Genomic DNA, 15,589 nt, shown 5'->3' with positions numbered 1-15,589 from the left:
GTCATCAGTCTGAAAACATGACGCGAAACCGCCACGGCGCTGAGAGTCGCCTGTAACAATTGCCTGCCAAGAGACGCCTGAGCCCAGCCACTCAGGAATGTCCCATGACCGGCGCCGACCTCGATGATCTGATCTCCGACAACATCGCCAGCTTCCCGCTCTCCGCCCCGCGCACGCCCGAGCCGGAGGATGGCACGCGTCGTCGCTATCGCACGATCTGGATCAGCGATGTCCACCTCGGCACCAAGGGCTGCAATGCCGAGCTGCTGATCGACTTCCTTGACCACACGGACAGCGAGACGATCTACCTCGTCGGCGACATCATTGACGGCTGGCGGCTGAAGAAGAAATTCTACTGGCCCTCGGCGCACAACGATATCGTCTGGCGCATCATGAAGCGCGCCCGGCGCGGCACGCGGGTGGTCTATATCCCGGGCAATCACGACGAGATGTTCCGCCAGTTCACCGGGCTCAATTTCGGCGGGATAGAGATCCGCCGCGCCGCCTTCCACGACACCGCCGACGGCCGCCGGCTGATGGTGCTGCATGGCGACGAATTTGATGCCGTCATGCTGTCACACCGCTGGCTCGCCTTCGTGGGCGATCACGCCTACCACTTCATGATGAAGTGCAACATCGCCGTGAACACCGTGCGGCGCTGGCTGGGCAAGCCCTATTGGTCACTCTCCAAGGCGGCCAAGCACAAGGTCAAGAACGCGGTCGAGTTCATCGGCAAATACGAGGAAGTCGTCGCCCGCGCTGCCGGTGAGCGCGGGGTCGACGGGGTGGTGTGCGGACACATCCACACCGCCGAATTCCGCGAGTTCCAGCATAATGGCAAGCGGATCGAATACTGGAACGATGGCGACTGGGTCGAAGGCTGCAACGCGCTGGTCGAACATCATGACGGGCGCATGGAAATCCTGCACTGGCCCGACGAGATTGCGCGCCGCGAGCGTGACGCCGTCGCACCTGAGGCGAACCTTGCACGCGAGGCTGCGTGAACCGGTATACCACGATCCTTCCCGACGGTGATGCGCCGCCGCACAGCTTCGCCCCTGCGGCGTCCGAGCCGGCTTCCATTGCGATCGTGACCGATGCCTGGCACCCGCAGACCAACGGGGTCGTGCGCACGCTTTCGACCACCTGCGAGGTGCTGCGCCAGTGGGGGCATGGCGTGACGGTGATCTCGCCTGAGGGATATCCCTCGCTGCCCGCGCCGACTTACCCTGAAATCCGGCTGGCGCTGACCGCCCCCGGCGCTGTCGGACGGCGGCTGGCGAAAATCGCGCCCGATGCGGTGCATGTCGCCACCGAAGGGCCGTTGGGGCTGGCCGCGCGGCGGTATTGTCTGAGCCGTCAGGTGCCGTTCACCACCGCCTACCACACCCAGTTTCCCGACTACATCGCGCGCCGCACCGGCCTGCCCGCCAGCCTGTTCTGGCCCTATATCCGCTGGTTCCACCGTCCGGCGCAGCGCATCATGGTGGCGACCGAGACGATCCGGGTGCAATTGCGCGAACAGGGCCTCACCCAGCTCACCCATTGGAGCCGGGGCGTGGATCTCGCCTGCTTCTCCCGGAACGCGCCCCCGCCGCCCGAATATGCCGGTCTGGAAGGCCCGATCCTGCTCTATGTCGGCCGGGTGGCGGTCGAGAAGAACATCGAGGCGTTTCTGTCCTGCCCCTATCCCGGCACCAAGGTGGTGGTGGGGGACGGCCCGGCCCGCACAAGCCTTGAGGCGCGGTTCCCCGACGCGCTGTTCCTTGGCAAGAAGACCGGCACCGAACTGGCGGGCTGCTATGCCGGCGCTGATGTTTTCGTCTTTCCCAGCCGCACCGACACCTTTGGCCTCGTCATGATCGAGGCGCTGGCCTGTGGCACCCCGGTCGCCGCCTTCCCCGTTCCGGGGCCGCTCGACATCGTCATCGACGAGGTCGGGGCGCTTTCAGAGGACCTCACCCGCGCGATCGACGCTGCGCGCTATTGCGACCGCAAGGCCTGCGCTGCCTATGGCGCGAGTTATTCTTGGGAGGCGGCGACGCGGCAGTTCCTGTCGGGTCTGGTCGCGCTCGAAGAAGGCGAGGCGGAATCTCTCGCTGCCTTGTCCGCGTTCTGAATCCATTTCTTGCCGTTTTCCCCGCTTTCGCCTATCTAGGCTCCCAAGACGGCCGCTCCGAAAGGGGCGGCCCTTTCATTTTCAACGGAGATTTCCCCATGGCGACCAAGGATCAGCCCAAGCCGCTGATGCCGCATGCCACCGCGACCTGGCTGGTGGACAACACCGCGCTGTCCTTCGAGCAGATCGCCGAGTTTTGCGGCCTCCATATTCTCGAAGTGCAGGCGATGGCCGATGACCTCGCGGGCAGCAAGTACACCGGGCGCGATCCGGTCCACTCGGGCGAGCTGACCCAGGCCGAGATCGAGCTGGGCCAGAATGACCCGTCCTATGTGCTCAAGATGCACAAGGCCCCGGTCGAAGTGACCCGCACCAAAGGCCCGCGTTACACTCCGGTATCGAAGCGGCAGGACAAGCCCGACGGCATTGCCTGGATCCTGCGCAACCATCCGGAAGTGTCGGATGCGCAGATCAGCAAGCTGATTGGCACGACCCGCAACACCATCGGCGCGATTCGTGACCGCAGCCACTGGAACATCCAGAACATTCAGCCCAAGGACCCGGTCACACTGGGCCTGTGTTCGCAGCGCGAGCTTGACGCGATGGTCGCCAAGGCGGCCAAGCGTGCCGGGATCACCGAGGATGCCGACACTGCCGCGCCGGCTCGCAACGACCGCGAAAAGCTGATCGAGGAACTGCGCGCAGAGCGTGACGCGCAGGCCAAGGCCGCAGGCGAAGCCGCGCAGGAAGCCGAAGCCGAAGCCTGGCTTGCCCGCAAGCGCGAAGCCGAAGCTGCCGAACAGAAGATCGATCCCGAAAGCGGGTTCATTTGAGGTTTTCTGTGTGCGTGCCCGCCTCCGCGGGCACGTCCTCGGTGCTGTTTCAGGCCCTGCAGGCCTGAGCACCTGCGGCTCGCGCGCATGCGCTCGCGGCCCGTCCTTCGGCCGGCCGAAGTCGCGCTGCCCCATTTGCCTTTGACCCAAGCCCCGGATCTAGTCCGGGGCGACGAAATTGGGGCAACGCAAATCGCGAAAATCCCGCAGTTTCGCTTGTGCTGCGAATGATAGTGCGTCACAATTACTGACATGACTGTCAGTAGCCTCGCGCCCGCCGCCTATCATCACCCCCTGCCGCTCGATTCCACCTTCGAGCCTGCCACGCTGCCAGCCATGTTCGAGCGCACCTTGCGCCAGAACCCCGATGCGCCTTTCCTGCACTTCCTCGGGCGCACCTACACCTACAGCCACATCCATCAGCAGGCCGAGGCCTTTGCCGCCGGACTTCAGGGAATCGGCATTGGCAAGGGCGACCGGGTCGGCCTGTTCCTGCCCAATGTGCCGGTCTACGCCGCCGCCTATTACGGGGCGATGATGGCGGGCGCGGTGGTGGTGAATTTCTCGCCGCTCTATTCGGTCGAGGAACTGAGCTGGCAGGTCGGCGACAGCGGCACCCGCGTGCTGGTGACCGTGGATGTGCCGGAACTCTACAAGACAGCGAAGAAGGTGCTCGAATCCTCGGCGCTGGAAACGCTGGTGGTGGGCAGCCTTGCCGAGATGCTGCCGTGGTACAAGGGTCTGGCGCTCAAGCTGCTGAAGCGAAGCCAGATTGCCGATGTGGCCTATGGCACGACGATCCGCAGCTGGGCTGACATGACGCCGAACCGCGCACCCGCGCCGGTTGACATCACCCCGGCCGATCTCGCTCTGCTGCAATATACCGGCGGCACCACCGGGCGGCCCAAGGGGGCGATGCTGGGGCATGACCAGCTTTCGGTGAACGCCCAGCAGGTCGCCGCGCTCAACCCCTTCGGCAATCCGACGGGCGAGGTATTCATGGGCGCGCTGCCGTTCTTCCATGTCTTCGCCAACACCGCATTGCTCAATCACGCGATGGTGACAGGCGCTTCGATCGCGATGGTGCCGCGGTTCGAAACCAAGCAGGTGCTGGAGACAATCGCGCGTTACCGCTGCACCGGCTTTCCGGGCGTACCGACGATGTTTCAGGCGATGCTCGATCACCCGGATCTGGCGCAAACCGATCTGTCGAGCCTGAAAGTCTGCATCTCCGGGGGGCGCCCATGCCTGCGCCAGTGCATCTCAAGTTCGAGGAGGTCACCGGGGTGCGGGTGTGCGAGGGCTATGGCCTGACCGAAAGTTCGGGCGTGGTCTCGGCCAATCCCTATGAAGGCACCCGCAAGCGCGGCACCATCGGCCAGCTGGTGCCGGGGACTGAAGTGATCCTGCTCGATAAGGGTGACCCGTCGAAGCTGGCCCCCGAAGGCGAACCGGGGGAGCTTGCCGTGTCCGGCCCGCAGATCATGCGCGGTTACTGGCAGCGGCCCGAAACCGATGCCGAGACTTTCGTGGAGCATGGCGGCAAGCGGTACCTGCGCACCGGCGATGTCGCGCGGGTGGACGCGGATGGCTTTCTGGAGATCGTCGACCGCATCAAGGACATGATCGCGGTGGGCGGCTTCAAGGTCTTCCCCAGCGTGGTCGAGGACGTGATCCTCGAACACCCGGCCGTGAAAGAGGCGCTGGTGATCGGCGTGCCGGAGGAATATCGCGGGGAAGTGCCGCGTGCCTATGTGACGCTGAACGAAGGCGCCTCGGCGACGGGCGAGGAACTGGCGGAATGGCTCAACGCGAAGATCGGCAAGCACGAGCGGGTCGATCAGGTGGTGATCCGCGAAAGCCTGCCCAAGACGATGATCGGCAAGCTCGACCGCAAGACGCTGCGGGCAGAGGTGCTTTAAGCAGGTTCAACACGGGGCCAGACCCCTGTTCGAGCCCCTCCAGACCCCCTCCAGCGGCGCGCTGCGAGGGGGTTTCACGTGAAACATTGCCTGGGGCGATTATTCCGCTGCTTCGATCGAAGCCGTCGGCACAGCCTTGACCGGCTGTCGCGCATTCGGGGCAAAGCGGCCATCGACCTGCGCGCCCTGTTCGATGGTGAGGGCATCGTAATGCACATCGCCCTCGATCCGGGCGCTGCGCAGGATGACGAGTTCACGCGCCGTGATCGAGCCGGTCACCTTGCCCGAAAGCCGCGCGCTTTCCGCCGTTACCGCGCCGCTGATGCTGCTGGTTTCGCCCTGAACCAGGGCGGCGCACTTGATATCGCCATCGATCGTGCCGTCGATATGGAGATCGGCCGTAGCGACCACATCGCCCTTGATCGTTACATCCGCACCGATCACCGAGAAGGTGGAACCCGAACCCATCGCGCTGCTCCTGTTAACGGGCCTTGGGGCCGGGGCGGTCGGAGCCGCTTCCACGGACTTCTTTGAGAACATCGGGGGCAGCCTCCAGAAACGGGCGCGGATTGACCGCGCGATCATTGATGCGGACTTCGAAATGCAGGTGCGGCCCGGTCGAACGACCCGTGTTGCCGAGCCCGCCAATAGTGGCCCCGGCAGCGACCGGCTGGCCGACTTTCACCCTGATAGCCGAAAGGTGCGCATAGCGGGTCAACATTCCGTTACCGTGGCTGATCTCGATCGCCTTGCCATAACCGGCCTTCCATCCGGCGAAGGTCACACGACCATCGGCGGCAGCGAAGATCGGCGAGCCGACCGCGCCCTTGAAGTCGATACCGGAATGCATCGCCGCGCGCCCGTTGAACGGATCGCGCCGATAGCCGAAGCCGGATGAGATGTTCTCGACCGAGGCCGGAACAACCTGCGGGATCCCGTCAAGCGCACGTTCCAGCACCGCCATGCGCGCAAGGCTGAGGCCGAGACGTTCGAACCGCGGGTCGATGTCGTCCTTGTCGCCGCCGAAGCCGGCCAGCGCCTCGAACGGGCCACCCATGGCCTGTTGCGTTTCACGGCTCATCAGCCGCGGATCGAGATTGAGCTTGCGCATCGCGGCCTCGGCGCGCCGCGCGCGTGCGTCGGCAAAGCGGGTCAGGCGTTCCACAAAGGCAAGCTGGCGGGCTTCGATTTCGGCAAGGCCGCGCGCCTGCGGAATCAGCGCACCCACCTTCTGGACGGTGTCGCTGGCCTCGGCGCTCGAATCCGTGACCGTGCCGGTCACATCGCCTTCTGCGATCATGTCTTCAGGCAGCATTCGCGCCATATCATCGAGGAAATCCTGCCGCGCGCGCAGATCGTCCACCACCTTGTCGAGATTGCCGCCATAGGCCTTGAGCCGTTCTTCCGACTTGGCAACGCGGGCCTTCTGTTCCGCGAAAGAGGCGAGGTCAGCCTCGGCCCGATACTGGCCCCATGCCATCACGGCGAGCGCGACCAGCCACAGCACCACAAGCGCAACCACCGCAGCGGCGACGCGGATCTGGAGTTTCGAGGACAGCTTGATGAAGCGCACCTGACCATCGGCGCGCATGAAGAACTCGCGATCGGGGAACCACTGTCGCAGCCGTTCACCCCACGTCTGTGCGGAAATTCTGTCTGACAATTGCGGCCCCGATTTTGTTCTCACGCCCACAGTCGCCGCTATCAGCGCGATTACCTATGGTCGAATCCAAACCGACCTGTGCAGGCGAGTCGAAAGGGATTCGCGGTGAACGGATGCACGCGTCGCATGAGCGTACGACACTTGCGCTTCAAGGCCAGCGAATCGGGTGACCTGACAGGCGGCTCTACGGATGCTAGAGGTCATGGGATGACACATGCATCTTCCCTTCCCTCCGCCCAGAATGTCTCCGATCCTGCTGCTTTGATCGAAGGGCTGGCCCGGGCTGCCCGCAAGGCCCAGCGCGGTCTCGCCGCCATGCCGAGCGCTGCCCGCGCCGCCGCGCTCCACCAGGCTGCGGCTGCCCTTCGTGCTGCAACCCCGGCCGTGCTCGAAGCCAACGCGAAAGACATCGCAGCGGGCGAAGCGAACGGGCTTTCGGGCGCGATGCTTGACCGGTTGCGGCTGGATGAAGCGCGGCTGGCAGGGATTGCCGATGCAGTCGCCGCCGTGGCTGATCTGCCCGATCCGGTCGGACAGGTGATCGATGCGAGCGAGCGGCCCAATGGTCTGAAATTGCAGCGTATCCGTGTGCCGATCGGCACCATCGGGATCATCTACGAAAGCCGTCCCAACGTCACCGCCGATGCGGCTGCCCTGTGCGTGCGGGCCGGCAATGCGGCGCTGCTGCGCGGAGGGAGCGAGGCGGTGCATTCCAACCGCGCGATCCACGCCGCGCTGGTCGAAGGTTTGGTGGCAGGTGGCGTTCCGGCCGATGCGGTGCAGCTTATCCCCTCGCAGGACCGCGCCTGTGTGGGCGCAATGCTGACGGCGGCAGGCCTGATCGACATGATCGTGCCGCGCGGGGGCAAGAGCCTCGTCGCGCGGGTACAGGCCGATGCGCAGGTGCCGGTGCTCGCGCACCTCGACGGTATCTGCCACACCTATGTCCACGCCGCCGCCGATCCCCCCATGGCGCTGAACATCGCGCTGAACGCGAAGCTGCGCCGCACCGGTATTTGCGGGGCGATGGAGACGCTGTTGATCGATTCCGCCTTCGCTGAGGCCGCCACGCTGGTCGCGGCGCTGATCGACAAGGGCTGCGAAGTGCGCGGCGACGCCCGGATCAAGGCGCTCGATTCGCGGGTGATTCCGGCCAGCGCGAATGACTGGGACACCGAATATCTCGACGCCATCCTCTCGGTCGCGATGGTCGACGGGCTGGACGAGGCGCTCGCCCACATCGCGCGCCATTCCTCGGCCCACACCGATGCCATTGTGACAGCGGACGATGCGGCTGCCGAACGCTTCCTCACCGAGGTCGACAGCGCGATCGTGATGCACAATGCATCCTCGCAATTCGCCGATGGGGGCGAGTTCGGACTGGGGGCGGAAATCGGCATCGCCACCGGGCGGCTGCACGCCCGCGGCCCGGTCGCGCTCGAAGGGCTGACGACCTACAAGTGGCAGGTGCGCGGGAGCGGGCAGACGCGTCCCTGAGCGGGCAATGACCACGCCTGTCCTCACCGGCCTGCTTGGCGGAAGTTTCAACCCGGCCCATGGCGGCCACCGGCGGATCACGCTGTTCGCGGCCGATGCGCTGGGGCTGGACGAAACCTGGTGGCTGGTTTCTCCGGGCAACCCTCTGAAGCCCAAGGCCGGGATGGCACCGCTCAAGGCGCGGATGCTGTCCGCAAGGCGCCAGGCGCGCCGCGCCCGGATCGTGCCGACCGCAATCGAACAGCAGCTTGGCACCCGCTACACCGTCGACACGTTGACGCGGCTCGTACGGCGCTATCCCAAGCGGCATTTTGTGTGGCTGATGGGGGCCGACAATCTCGTCCAGTTGCACCGCTGGAAGGACTGGCGGCGGCTCGCCCGGACAATGCCGATTGCGGTGATCGCGCGGCCCGGCTATGATGCAGCTGCCATGACGAGCCCCGCCATGGCCTGGCTCAGGCGCTATCAGGTGTCCGCAGCCAGCTTTCGGAAACGGGGGCAATGGAGCGCACCGGCCCTGGTGTTATTGCGTTTCGATCCTGACCACCGCTCGGCCACGGCGCTTCGTCGTGCCCATGCCGGGTGGGCCGCAGCTTTGCTCGGCGAAGGTTCGGAACGCGGACAGTCTTCACCACCGCTGCGCGATCGGCTGACATTTCGCAGGCTCCGCTCAGAGGAGGGCGCATGAGACGCTGCACCAGCGTTTCGGCTCTTCCGCTGGCCGACCTGCGACCTGTGCGCCATCATCGCCCTGAACTCTGGAGATACCCGATTGCCGACTACCGAAGCCCTTGCCGCTTCCATCCCGCTTGGCCCGGCGCAGGCCGCCGCCAAGCTCGCCCAGTCATTGGGCAAGCCTGAGATGGGCTCCGCCGCGTTGCACCAGCTGGTGCTGGCTCAGCTTGACGACGATCAGGCGCAGGAAGTCGTCTCGATACCGCTTGAGGGGAAAAGCTCGATTGCCGATCACATGGTGATCGCCAGCGGGCGTTCGACCCGGCAGGTCGCGGCGATGGCGCAGAAGCTCGCGGAAAAGATCAAGCAGGCCGGGTATGGCCACGCGCGGGTTGAAGGCCTGCCAGCGGCCGACTGGGTGCTGATCGACGCCGGCGATGTGGTGATCCACCTGTTCCGCCCTGAAGTGCGCAGTTTCTACAACCTTGAACGCATGTGGTCGTTCGAGGGGTCTGAAACGTCGATGCTGGGTAGAAATTAGTTTTCTCTGCGAGGGCGCCTCCGCGCCCTCGTCCTCGGTGCTGTTTCAAGCCCTGCGGGCTTGAGCGCCTGCGGGTGGCCGGTCGGCCTTGCGGACCGCGCTGCGGTCCGTTTGGTGGGAGGCTCGGCCCCGTAGGGGTCGCAAGGGCGACCGCCCGTCGGCCGTTAGGCCGCCCCCTCGGAGGCCAAGGCGAAGCCTTGTGCCGTGAGAGCAAAAGGAATCGCTCATTCTCCTCCACATCATCGCGCGCGGGAAGATTGGCCGGTCGCCAGAGGGCGATCTGGTGGAACGTTATGCCAAGCGCATGACCTGGCCCTGCAAGATCACCGAATGGCCCGATACCGGCGCGGGCAAGGCGGCAGAGCCGCTTACGCCCTGCCGAACCGTGCTGCTTGACGAGCGCGGGAAGGCAATGTCGTCGGAAGCCTTCGCAAGCCTGCTCGGCAAGTGGCGCGACGAGGGTGTGCGCGAAACCCGCTTCATGATCGGCGCGGCGGACGGGCATTCCGACGCCGAGCGCGCCGCTGCCGACCTGCTGTTGGCCTTCGGCCCCGCCACCTGGCCGCACATGCTCGCCCGCGCGATGCTGATGGAGCAGATCTACCGCGCCACCACGATCCTTGCGGGCCATCCCTATCATCGGGCATGAGGCTTTCATGCGTCGCGCCGCGATCCTGACCTTGCTTGCCATGGCCGGTACCCTTGCGGGACTGGGCCTTGCGCTGCCCGCGGGCGTCGCTGCGCCTGCTGTCGCGCTGATGGCGCCAGACGAGGCCGAGGCCGCGCTTGCTCGCGCAACCCGCGAAAGCCGGCTTGCCGAAGGGCGCGCCGCGCGCCTCACTGCCGAAGCCGAGGCCGCCACTGAAGCAGCCCAGCGCACCGCCAGCGAAGCCGCTGCGCTGGCGGCCCGGATTCAGCAGGCCGAGGCCGGGATCGAAGTCGCCCGCGCGCGATTGAGCCTCGCCCGGCAGGCGCGCGCCGAACTGACGGCCCGCCTCGCCAGGAAACAGGAACCGACCGCGCGCCTCGCTGCCGCGCTGCAGACAGCCGCGCGGCGTCCACTGGCGCTGGCGGCCTTGCAGCCCGGCTCGCTCAAGGATGTGGTCCACGTCCGCGCCGTGCTTGGCAGTGCAGTGCCGCAGATTCGCGAGCGCACCGCGTCTTTGCGCAGCGAACTCGACCGTGGCCGCGCACTTGAAGCACAGGCTTTGCGTGCGCTGGAGGCCTTGCGCAGCAGCGAGAATGATTTGCGCGAACGCCGCAACGCGCTGGCGGCGCTGGAGAATCGCCAGCGCACCGCCTCACGCGCAGCGCGGGGGGCGGCTGTGCGCGAGGCGGAGCGGGCGTTGGCGCTGGCCGAGGAAGCGCGCGATCTCGACGGGCTGGTGGACAAGCTGGACGAAGTCGCGGCCTTGAGGAACGAATTGGCGGCTCTGCCTGGGCCGGTGCTGCGTCCGGGCAATCTGGCGGTGGTCCGCGGCGATGATGCTGCGCCTTCGACTGCCGCCACTCCCATGCCGATACCTGCCGCCAGCGCTGCGCCACCGCGTGATTTCCAGCTGCCGGTGCTGGGCCGCACCCTGACAGGCTTTGGTGCCAGACGCGACAGCGGGCTGGCTTCGACCGGCTTGGTGCTGGCCCCTGCTGCCGGAGCGCAGGTGGTCGCCCCGGCACGCGGGCGCGTGGCCTTTGCCGGGGCCTATCGCGGTTTCGGGCGAATCGTCATCATCGAACATGCTGGCGGCTGGACAAGCCTCGTCACCGGGCTTGCCAAGGTTGATGTGGCGGTTGGCGATGCAGTGATCGACGGCAGTCCGCTGGGGCTGACCGGACAGCGCGGCACCGAAGTGACATTCGAGCTGCGGCGCGATGGAACGCCGGTCAACCCCTTGCAATACATGCGTTAAACAGGCTTGCAGGACAGCGAACGGGATGCTCTGCTGCAAAGGCGCAGACCGCCACGATCCGCATTTGCTTGCGTCTATCTGGCGTTAAGGCGGGCAAGCCTATACACTCGTCCATCAAAGGAGCCTTGCACCACCCATGAAGATCGCCGCTCTCCTGCGCAGCGCCGCGCTTGTCACCGCGGTCGCGCTGATCCCGGCCACCACCGCCACCATGGCGCAGGTCGACGGTCGTGCCGGCCCCGAATTCGCCAAGCTGTTCGCGGTCTTCCAGCGGGTCAAGGCGAGCTATGTCGAGCCGGTAGAGGATGATAAGTTGATCCGCGGCGCGATTGACGGGATGCTGGCGGCGCTCGATCCCCATTCGGCCTATCTCGACGGCAGCGATCTTCAGCGGCTCGAGACGATGATCGACGGGCAGTATTCGGGCCTTGGCCTGTCGGTCGTGATGGAGGATGGTGCGGTCAAGGTGGTCTCGCCCTTCCGCGGCAGTCCGGCCGAGACGGCGGGTGTCAAGGCGGGCGACTTCATCACGCACCTTGACGGCAAGCTGATCGTCGACACCAAGCTGGATGACGCCGTCGCACAGATGCGCGGGCCTTCCGGCACCTCGATCCAACTGACCATCTTCCGTCCCGGCCGCACTGAGCCGCTGGAAGTGAACGTGACGCGCGGCGTCATCGAGCTGGAGCCGGTCACGCACGAGATCGCGGCTGGCAATGTCGCGGTGATCACCGTCAACGAATTTTCGGCCAATGTCGGCGCGAATGTCTATGAGGCGTGGCAGCAAATCCGCAAGGAAGCGCCGGGTGGGCGGGTCAGCGGACTGGTGCTCGACCTGCGCAACAATCCGGGCGGCAGCCTCGATGAATCGGTGGCGCTCTCCGATCTGTTCCTCACCAGCGGCCGGATCGTCAGCCAGCGTGGCCGGGCGCGGGGCGAGACGATGCTCTACGATGCCGAAACCGTCTATCGCGGCGACATGGCGGAAGGTGTGCCGATGATCGTGCTCATCAATGCAGGTTCCGCTTCCGCATCCGAGATCGTGGCGGGCGCACTACAGGATCACCGCCGGGCGCTGATCATGGGCGAACGCAGCTTCGGCAAGGGTTCAGTCCAGTCGCTGCTGCCGCTGGGCAAGGACGCCGCTCTCAAGCTGACCACCGCACGGTACTTCACTCCGGCAGGCAAGTCGGTGCAGGAAGGCGGCATTCGCCCCGACATCACGGTGCCGCAGATCTCCGATCCCGATTACGCCTTGCGCCAGAAATACCAGACTCGGGAAAGCGATTTGCGCGGCCATCTCATCAATGAACTCGCGCTCAAGGACGAGGAGATGGAGGCCGACACGATCGCCGATCCGCGCTTCCAGCTGACCGCTGCCCAGCTTGAGGAGCAGGGGGTCAAGGACTTCCAGCTGCACTATGCGATGGAAACCCTGCGGCGCACGACCAAGAGCACCGTGGCACTGCGTCCGGCCCCGCGTTCCGGCAAGCGTTAAGGCGCGCGGCATGGACAGTCCGGGTCGTTATCCGCGCCGGGCGCGGCTGCTGGCCGTGATGGTGCCCGCCGCTCTGCTTGGCGGGGCCTATATTGCGCAGTATGGCTTCGGCCTGCCGCCGTGCGAGATGTGCTGGTGGCAGCGTTATCCGCACTTCGCCGCGCTCGGCATCGGGCTGGCGGCCTATGTGCTCAAGCCCGCGCAGCTGTGGAGCGCGCTGGCGGGTCTTGCGATCATCACCTCCGGGCTGATCGGCGGATTTCACGCCGGGGTCGAATATGGCTGGTGGCAGGGAATCACGGGTTGTTCCGCCTTGCCGTCGGGCGTCGACGTGATGGATTTTTCCGCCGCGCCCCTGATCCGCTGTGATGTCGCCCCGTGGAGCCTGTTCGGCATCAGCCTGGCGGGGTTCAATTTCCTGATTTCCAGCACGGCGGGTGCGGCCATTGTGGCGCTCGCCGCGTATCGGAAGTAAGGCTGAGGCTCACGAAGGAAAGCGATGATGGAAAAGGCTGAACTCCACCGCATGATCCGGGTCGACCAGGCCGGGGAATTCGGCGCGACCCGCATCTACGAGGGCCAGCTTGCGGTGATGGGTGATCGCGGCCCGCACTCGGCCGAGATCCGCCACATGGCCGAGCAGGAGCGTGAGCATCGCGAAAAGTTCGATGCTTTGCTGGTGAAGCGCGGGGTGCGTCCGACGGCGCTGCATCCGTTCTGGTCGGCGGCAGGCTATGTGCTGGGGGCCGGAACAGCGCTGCTGGGGCCGGAGGCGGCGATGGCCTGCACTGCGGCGGTCGAGACCGAGATCGACAAGCACTATTCCGAACAGCTCGACAAGCTGGCGGAAAGCGGGGCAGACCCCGAACTGGCCGAAATGATCGAGGCTTTCCGCGAGGATGAACGCGAACATCGCGATGCCGCCCTTGCCAACGGGGCCGAACGTGCGCCCGCCTATCCGCTGTTGGCCGGGGCGATCCGGCTGGGGTGCCGTATCGCGATCAAGGTGAGCGAGCGGCTGTAGACAGCCGACGCGCCTTCACCCGCGGTTCAGCCCCTGCGGACTAGACAAGCCCCCCTGGTCACGGGCATTGACCGTTCGATACCTTGCGCACCGTCAGAGGATCCACGCGCCATGAAGCACCTGCTCGCCCCCGCCGCTCTTGCCGTTCTTGCTGTTGCCGCCGCCAGCCCCGCTGCGGCGCAGAGCGCGAACGAAAAGGTCAACATGGTCATCGCCTACGACGAATCCGAATGCCCGGTCGCCCAGCCGGGTGAAGTGGTGGTGTGCGAGATTCTGGTTCAGGAAGACCGCTATCGGATCCCTTCGAACCTGCGTTACAGCGATAGTCCGGCCAACAAGTCGCTCGCGCGGCAGGTCGATCAGATCAAGTATGTCGGCGATTTCGGCGCCATGAGCTGCGAACCGGCGGGCGCCGGCGGCTTCACCGGCTGCAATCAGAAGTTTGTCGAGGCCTGGGCCAAGGACAAGTCCGAGGCGGAAGGCGTGCGATTCGGCCGGCTGATCGAACAGGCGCGTCAGGAGCGCCTTTCCAACATCGACGCCGAGGCCGCCGCCGAGCAGGAGCGCGTCGAGATGATCGAGCGCGAATACATGCAGCGCCTGGAGCGTGAGCGCGGGAGTGAACTTCCGGGCGAAGGCCAGCTTCCCCCGCCGCCGAAGTAAGCGTCGCTACACGTCGTAATAGTCGCGGTACCACGCCACGAAGCGTGCCACGCCTTCGCGGAAGGGGGTGGCGGGGGCATAGCCGGTGAGCCCCTTCAGCAGTGACGCATCGGCCCAGGTTGCAGGCACATCACCCGGCTGGATCGGAAGGTAATTCCGTACCGCCGCGCGGCCGCATTCGGCTTCGATCGCCTCGACGAAGTCCATCAGCCGCACCTTCTCGCCATTGCCGATATTGACCACCCGGAACGGTGCCACGTGGGAAAGGCTGTCTCCGTCCGCGATGTCCTCCGGGCTGTCGGGCCGCACCGGCGCTGCGTCGATCAGCAGCCGGATCCCGCGCACCAGATCGGTCACATAGGTGAAATCGCGGTACATTTCTCCGTCGTTGTAAATGTCGATCGGCGTGCCTTCGAGGATCCCGCGGGTGAACTTGAACAGCGCCATGTCGGGCCGCCCCCACGGGCCATAGACCGTGAAGAACCGGAACATCGTTGTCGGCAGCGTCCACAGATGGGCATAGGAATGCGCCATCGCCTCGTTAGCCTTCTTCGTCGCAGCGTAGAGCGTCAGCGGCGTGTCGACCTTCTGGCCCTCGTGAAACGGCATCTCCTCGTTCGCGCCATAGACCGAGCTGGTCGAGGCCATCAGCAGATGATCGACCCCCAGTTCGCGCGCGCACTCCATCACGTTGAACGCACCCACGAGGTTCGCGTCGACATAGGCGCGGGGATTCTCGAGCGAGTATCGCACCCCTGCCTGCGCAGCGAGGTGGACGATCACATCGGGCCGCTCTGCCATCGCCAGCGCGTGCAGCGTGTCGAAATCCTCCAGCATCCCCTCAACACAGGTGAAGTTCGGGTGCTGGAGCAGCATCTGGTGCCGCCGCTGTTTCAGGCGCACGTCGTAGTAATCGGTCATGCCGTCATAGCCGACGACGCGGAAGCCTTCCTCCAGCAGCAGCTGTGAAAGATGGTAGCCAATGAACCCGGCCGACCCGGTGACAAGAACGGTGCGCATGGCCTGTCTTGTGACGTGGAAGCGGGGCGGGATAAAGCCATTTTGCGGCCGAGGGTTGATCCGGTTCCATTTCGCGGGAGGCGGGTGATCCCGGCATGCCAGTGTTCCCGGCTCGGCCAATCCCGCCGCGTTCCATCAGTGCGGCTACGTATTGAACGTGCCGAAGGAAGGGAGTCTGTGAGCAGCACCAGTCCCGTTGAGGATACGGGCTGCAATGCGAGAGGTTG

Annotated in this window: 16 protein-coding genes and 1 pseudogene; 14 read left to right on the top strand and 3 right to left on the bottom strand. The window is 65.6% G+C overall.

From position 1 onward, the window contains the following. Nucleotides 1-104 precede the first annotated feature (104 nt). The 5 genes and pseudogenes from CHX26_RS02225 to CHX26_RS16260 all read left to right on the top strand — a co-directional run bounded on the left by CHX26_RS02225 (nt 105) and on the right by CHX26_RS16260 (nt 4,874). A complete protein-coding gene (locus tag CHX26_RS02225; protein WP_104940966.1) occupies nt 105-1,004 on the top strand; it encodes a UDP-2,3-diacylglucosamine diphosphatase in 900 nt (299 codons plus the stop codon). A 77-nt stretch (nt 1,005-1,081) separates the two neighbouring features. Continuing rightward, a complete protein-coding gene (locus CHX26_RS02220; RefSeq protein WP_104943196.1) occupies nt 1,082-2,119 on the top strand; it encodes a glycosyltransferase family 4 protein in 1,038 nt (345 codons plus the stop codon). A 98-nt stretch (nt 2,120-2,217) separates the two neighbouring features. Then, nucleotides 2,218-2,952 (top strand): DUF1013 domain-containing protein, encoded by a 735-nt coding sequence (locus CHX26_RS02215; RefSeq protein ID WP_104940965.1) that lies wholly within the window; start codon nt 2,218-2,220, stop codon nt 2,950-2,952. Nucleotides 2,953-3,204: 252 nt separating this feature from the next. Further along, nucleotides 3,205-4,391: pseudogene (locus tag CHX26_RS02210) on the top strand (AMP-binding protein); the annotation flags it as partial. A 45-nt stretch (nt 4,392-4,436) separates the two neighbouring features. After that, the gene (locus CHX26_RS16260; protein WP_442956936.1) at nt 4,437-4,874 is read left to right on the top strand and encodes a class I adenylate-forming enzyme family protein; all 438 of its coding nucleotides are present in this window, start codon (nt 4,437-4,439) and stop codon (nt 4,872-4,874) included. Between the two features lie 99 nt (nt 4,875-4,973). Here CHX26_RS16260 and CHX26_RS02205 read toward each other — a convergent pair whose 3' ends face one another. Together CHX26_RS02205 and CHX26_RS02200 are read right to left on the bottom strand one after the other, a co-directional pair. Continuing rightward, nucleotides 4,974-5,342, bottom strand: a complete 369-nt coding sequence (locus CHX26_RS02205) for a bactofilin family protein (RefSeq protein ID WP_104940964.1) — start codon at nt 5,340-5,342, stop codon at nt 4,974-4,976. 13 nt (nt 5,343-5,355) lie between these two features. Beyond that, on the bottom strand, nt 5,356-6,561 hold the full coding sequence (locus CHX26_RS02200; protein ID WP_257790847.1) for a M23 family metallopeptidase: 1,206 nt from the start codon (nt 6,559-6,561) through the stop codon (nt 5,356-5,358). A gap of 183 nt (nt 6,562-6,744) precedes the next feature. Here CHX26_RS02200 and CHX26_RS02195 point away from each other — a divergent pair, with 183 nt between their 5' ends. From CHX26_RS02195 to CHX26_RS02155, 9 genes are all read left to right on the top strand, one after another. Next, nucleotides 6,745-8,034, top strand: coding sequence for a glutamate-5-semialdehyde dehydrogenase (locus tag CHX26_RS02195; protein WP_104940962.1), 1,290 nt, complete (start codon nt 6,745-6,747; stop codon nt 8,032-8,034). Between the two features lie 7 nt (nt 8,035-8,041). Next, complete coding sequence (locus tag CHX26_RS02190; protein WP_104940961.1) at nt 8,042-8,722, top strand: nicotinate-nucleotide adenylyltransferase; 681 nt, start codon at nt 8,042-8,044, stop codon at nt 8,720-8,722. A 174-nt stretch (nt 8,723-8,896) separates the two neighbouring features. After that, a complete protein-coding gene (gene rsfS / locus CHX26_RS02185; RefSeq protein WP_104943195.1) occupies nt 8,897-9,250 on the top strand; it encodes a ribosome silencing factor in 354 nt (117 codons plus the stop codon). Between the two features lie 226 nt (nt 9,251-9,476). Continuing rightward, nucleotides 9,477-9,899, top strand: a complete 423-nt coding sequence (locus tag CHX26_RS02180) for a 23S rRNA (pseudouridine(1915)-N(3))-methyltransferase RlmH (protein ID WP_104940960.1) — start codon at nt 9,477-9,479, stop codon at nt 9,897-9,899. A 7-nt stretch (nt 9,900-9,906) separates the two neighbouring features. After that, the gene (locus CHX26_RS02175) at nt 9,907-11,157 is read left to right on the top strand and encodes a murein hydrolase activator EnvC family protein (protein WP_104940959.1); all 1,251 of its coding nucleotides are present in this window, start codon (nt 9,907-9,909) and stop codon (nt 11,155-11,157) included. 136 nt (nt 11,158-11,293) lie between these two features. Beyond that, a complete protein-coding gene (locus CHX26_RS02170) occupies nt 11,294-12,655 on the top strand; it encodes a S41 family peptidase (RefSeq protein ID WP_104940958.1) in 1,362 nt (453 codons plus the stop codon). Nucleotides 12,656-12,665: 10 nt separating this feature from the next. Continuing rightward, complete coding sequence (locus tag CHX26_RS02165) at nt 12,666-13,130, top strand: disulfide bond formation protein B (protein ID WP_104940957.1); 465 nt, start codon at nt 12,666-12,668, stop codon at nt 13,128-13,130. Nucleotides 13,131-13,157: 27 nt separating this feature from the next. Continuing rightward, entirely contained in the window at nt 13,158-13,679 is a 522-nt protein-coding gene (locus CHX26_RS02160; protein ID WP_172449653.1) for a demethoxyubiquinone hydroxylase family protein, read from the top strand. A gap of 111 nt (nt 13,680-13,790) precedes the next feature. Then, nucleotides 13,791-14,342, top strand: coding sequence for a hypothetical protein (locus CHX26_RS02155; RefSeq protein WP_104940955.1), 552 nt, complete (start codon nt 13,791-13,793; stop codon nt 14,340-14,342). Nucleotides 14,343-14,348: 6 nt separating this feature from the next. On the opposite strand, the gene CHX26_RS02150 is transcribed toward CHX26_RS02155, so the two are convergent. After that, complete coding sequence (locus CHX26_RS02150; RefSeq protein ID WP_104940954.1) at nt 14,349-15,362, bottom strand: NAD-dependent epimerase/dehydratase family protein; 1,014 nt, start codon at nt 15,360-15,362, stop codon at nt 14,349-14,351. Between the last annotated feature and the right edge of the window lie 227 nt (nt 15,363-15,589).

It is taken from the genome of Porphyrobacter sp. HT-58-2 (assembly GCF_002952215.1).
Classification (GTDB): Bacteria; Pseudomonadota; Alphaproteobacteria; order Sphingomonadales; family Sphingomonadaceae; genus Erythrobacter.
The sequence above is the reverse complement of the archived record's forward strand: the minus strand, read 5'-3'. Positions and strand labels throughout refer to the sequence as shown.

Coding starts and splice junctions, on each gene's coding strand:
- CHX26_RS02175 (WP_104940959.1), top strand. CDS start 9,907: ATGCGTCGCGCCGCGATCCTGACCTTGCTTGCCATGGCCGGTACCCTT.
- CHX26_RS02155 (WP_104940955.1), top strand. CDS start 13,791: ATGAAGCACCTGCTCGCCCCCGCCGCTCTTGCCGTTCTTGCTGTTGCC.
- rsfS (WP_104943195.1), top strand. CDS start 8,897: ATGGGCTCCGCCGCGTTGCACCAGCTGGTGCTGGCTCAGCTTGACGAC.
- CHX26_RS02160 (WP_172449653.1), top strand. CDS start 13,158: ATGGAAAAGGCTGAACTCCACCGCATGATCCGGGTCGACCAGGCCGGG.
- CHX26_RS16260 (WP_442956936.1), top strand. CDS start 4,437: ATGCGCGGTTACTGGCAGCGGCCCGAAACCGATGCCGAGACTTTCGTG.
- CHX26_RS02195 (WP_104940962.1), top strand. CDS start 6,745: ATGACACATGCATCTTCCCTTCCCTCCGCCCAGAATGTCTCCGATCCT.
- CHX26_RS02225 (WP_104940966.1), top strand. CDS start 105: ATGACCGGCGCCGACCTCGATGATCTGATCTCCGACAACATCGCCAGC.
- CHX26_RS02150 (WP_104940954.1), bottom strand. CDS start 15,362: ATGCGCACCGTTCTTGTCACCGGGTCGGCCGGGTTCATTGGCTACCAT.
- CHX26_RS02190 (WP_104940961.1), top strand. CDS start 8,042: ATGACCACGCCTGTCCTCACCGGCCTGCTTGGCGGAAGTTTCAACCCG.
- CHX26_RS02165 (WP_104940957.1), top strand. CDS start 12,666: ATGGACAGTCCGGGTCGTTATCCGCGCCGGGCGCGGCTGCTGGCCGTG.
- CHX26_RS02215 (WP_104940965.1), top strand. CDS start 2,218: ATGGCGACCAAGGATCAGCCCAAGCCGCTGATGCCGCATGCCACCGCG.
- CHX26_RS02205 (WP_104940964.1), bottom strand. CDS start 5,342: ATGGGTTCGGGTTCCACCTTCTCGGTGATCGGTGCGGATGTAACGATC.
- CHX26_RS02170 (WP_104940958.1), top strand. CDS start 11,294: ATGAAGATCGCCGCTCTCCTGCGCAGCGCCGCGCTTGTCACCGCGGTC.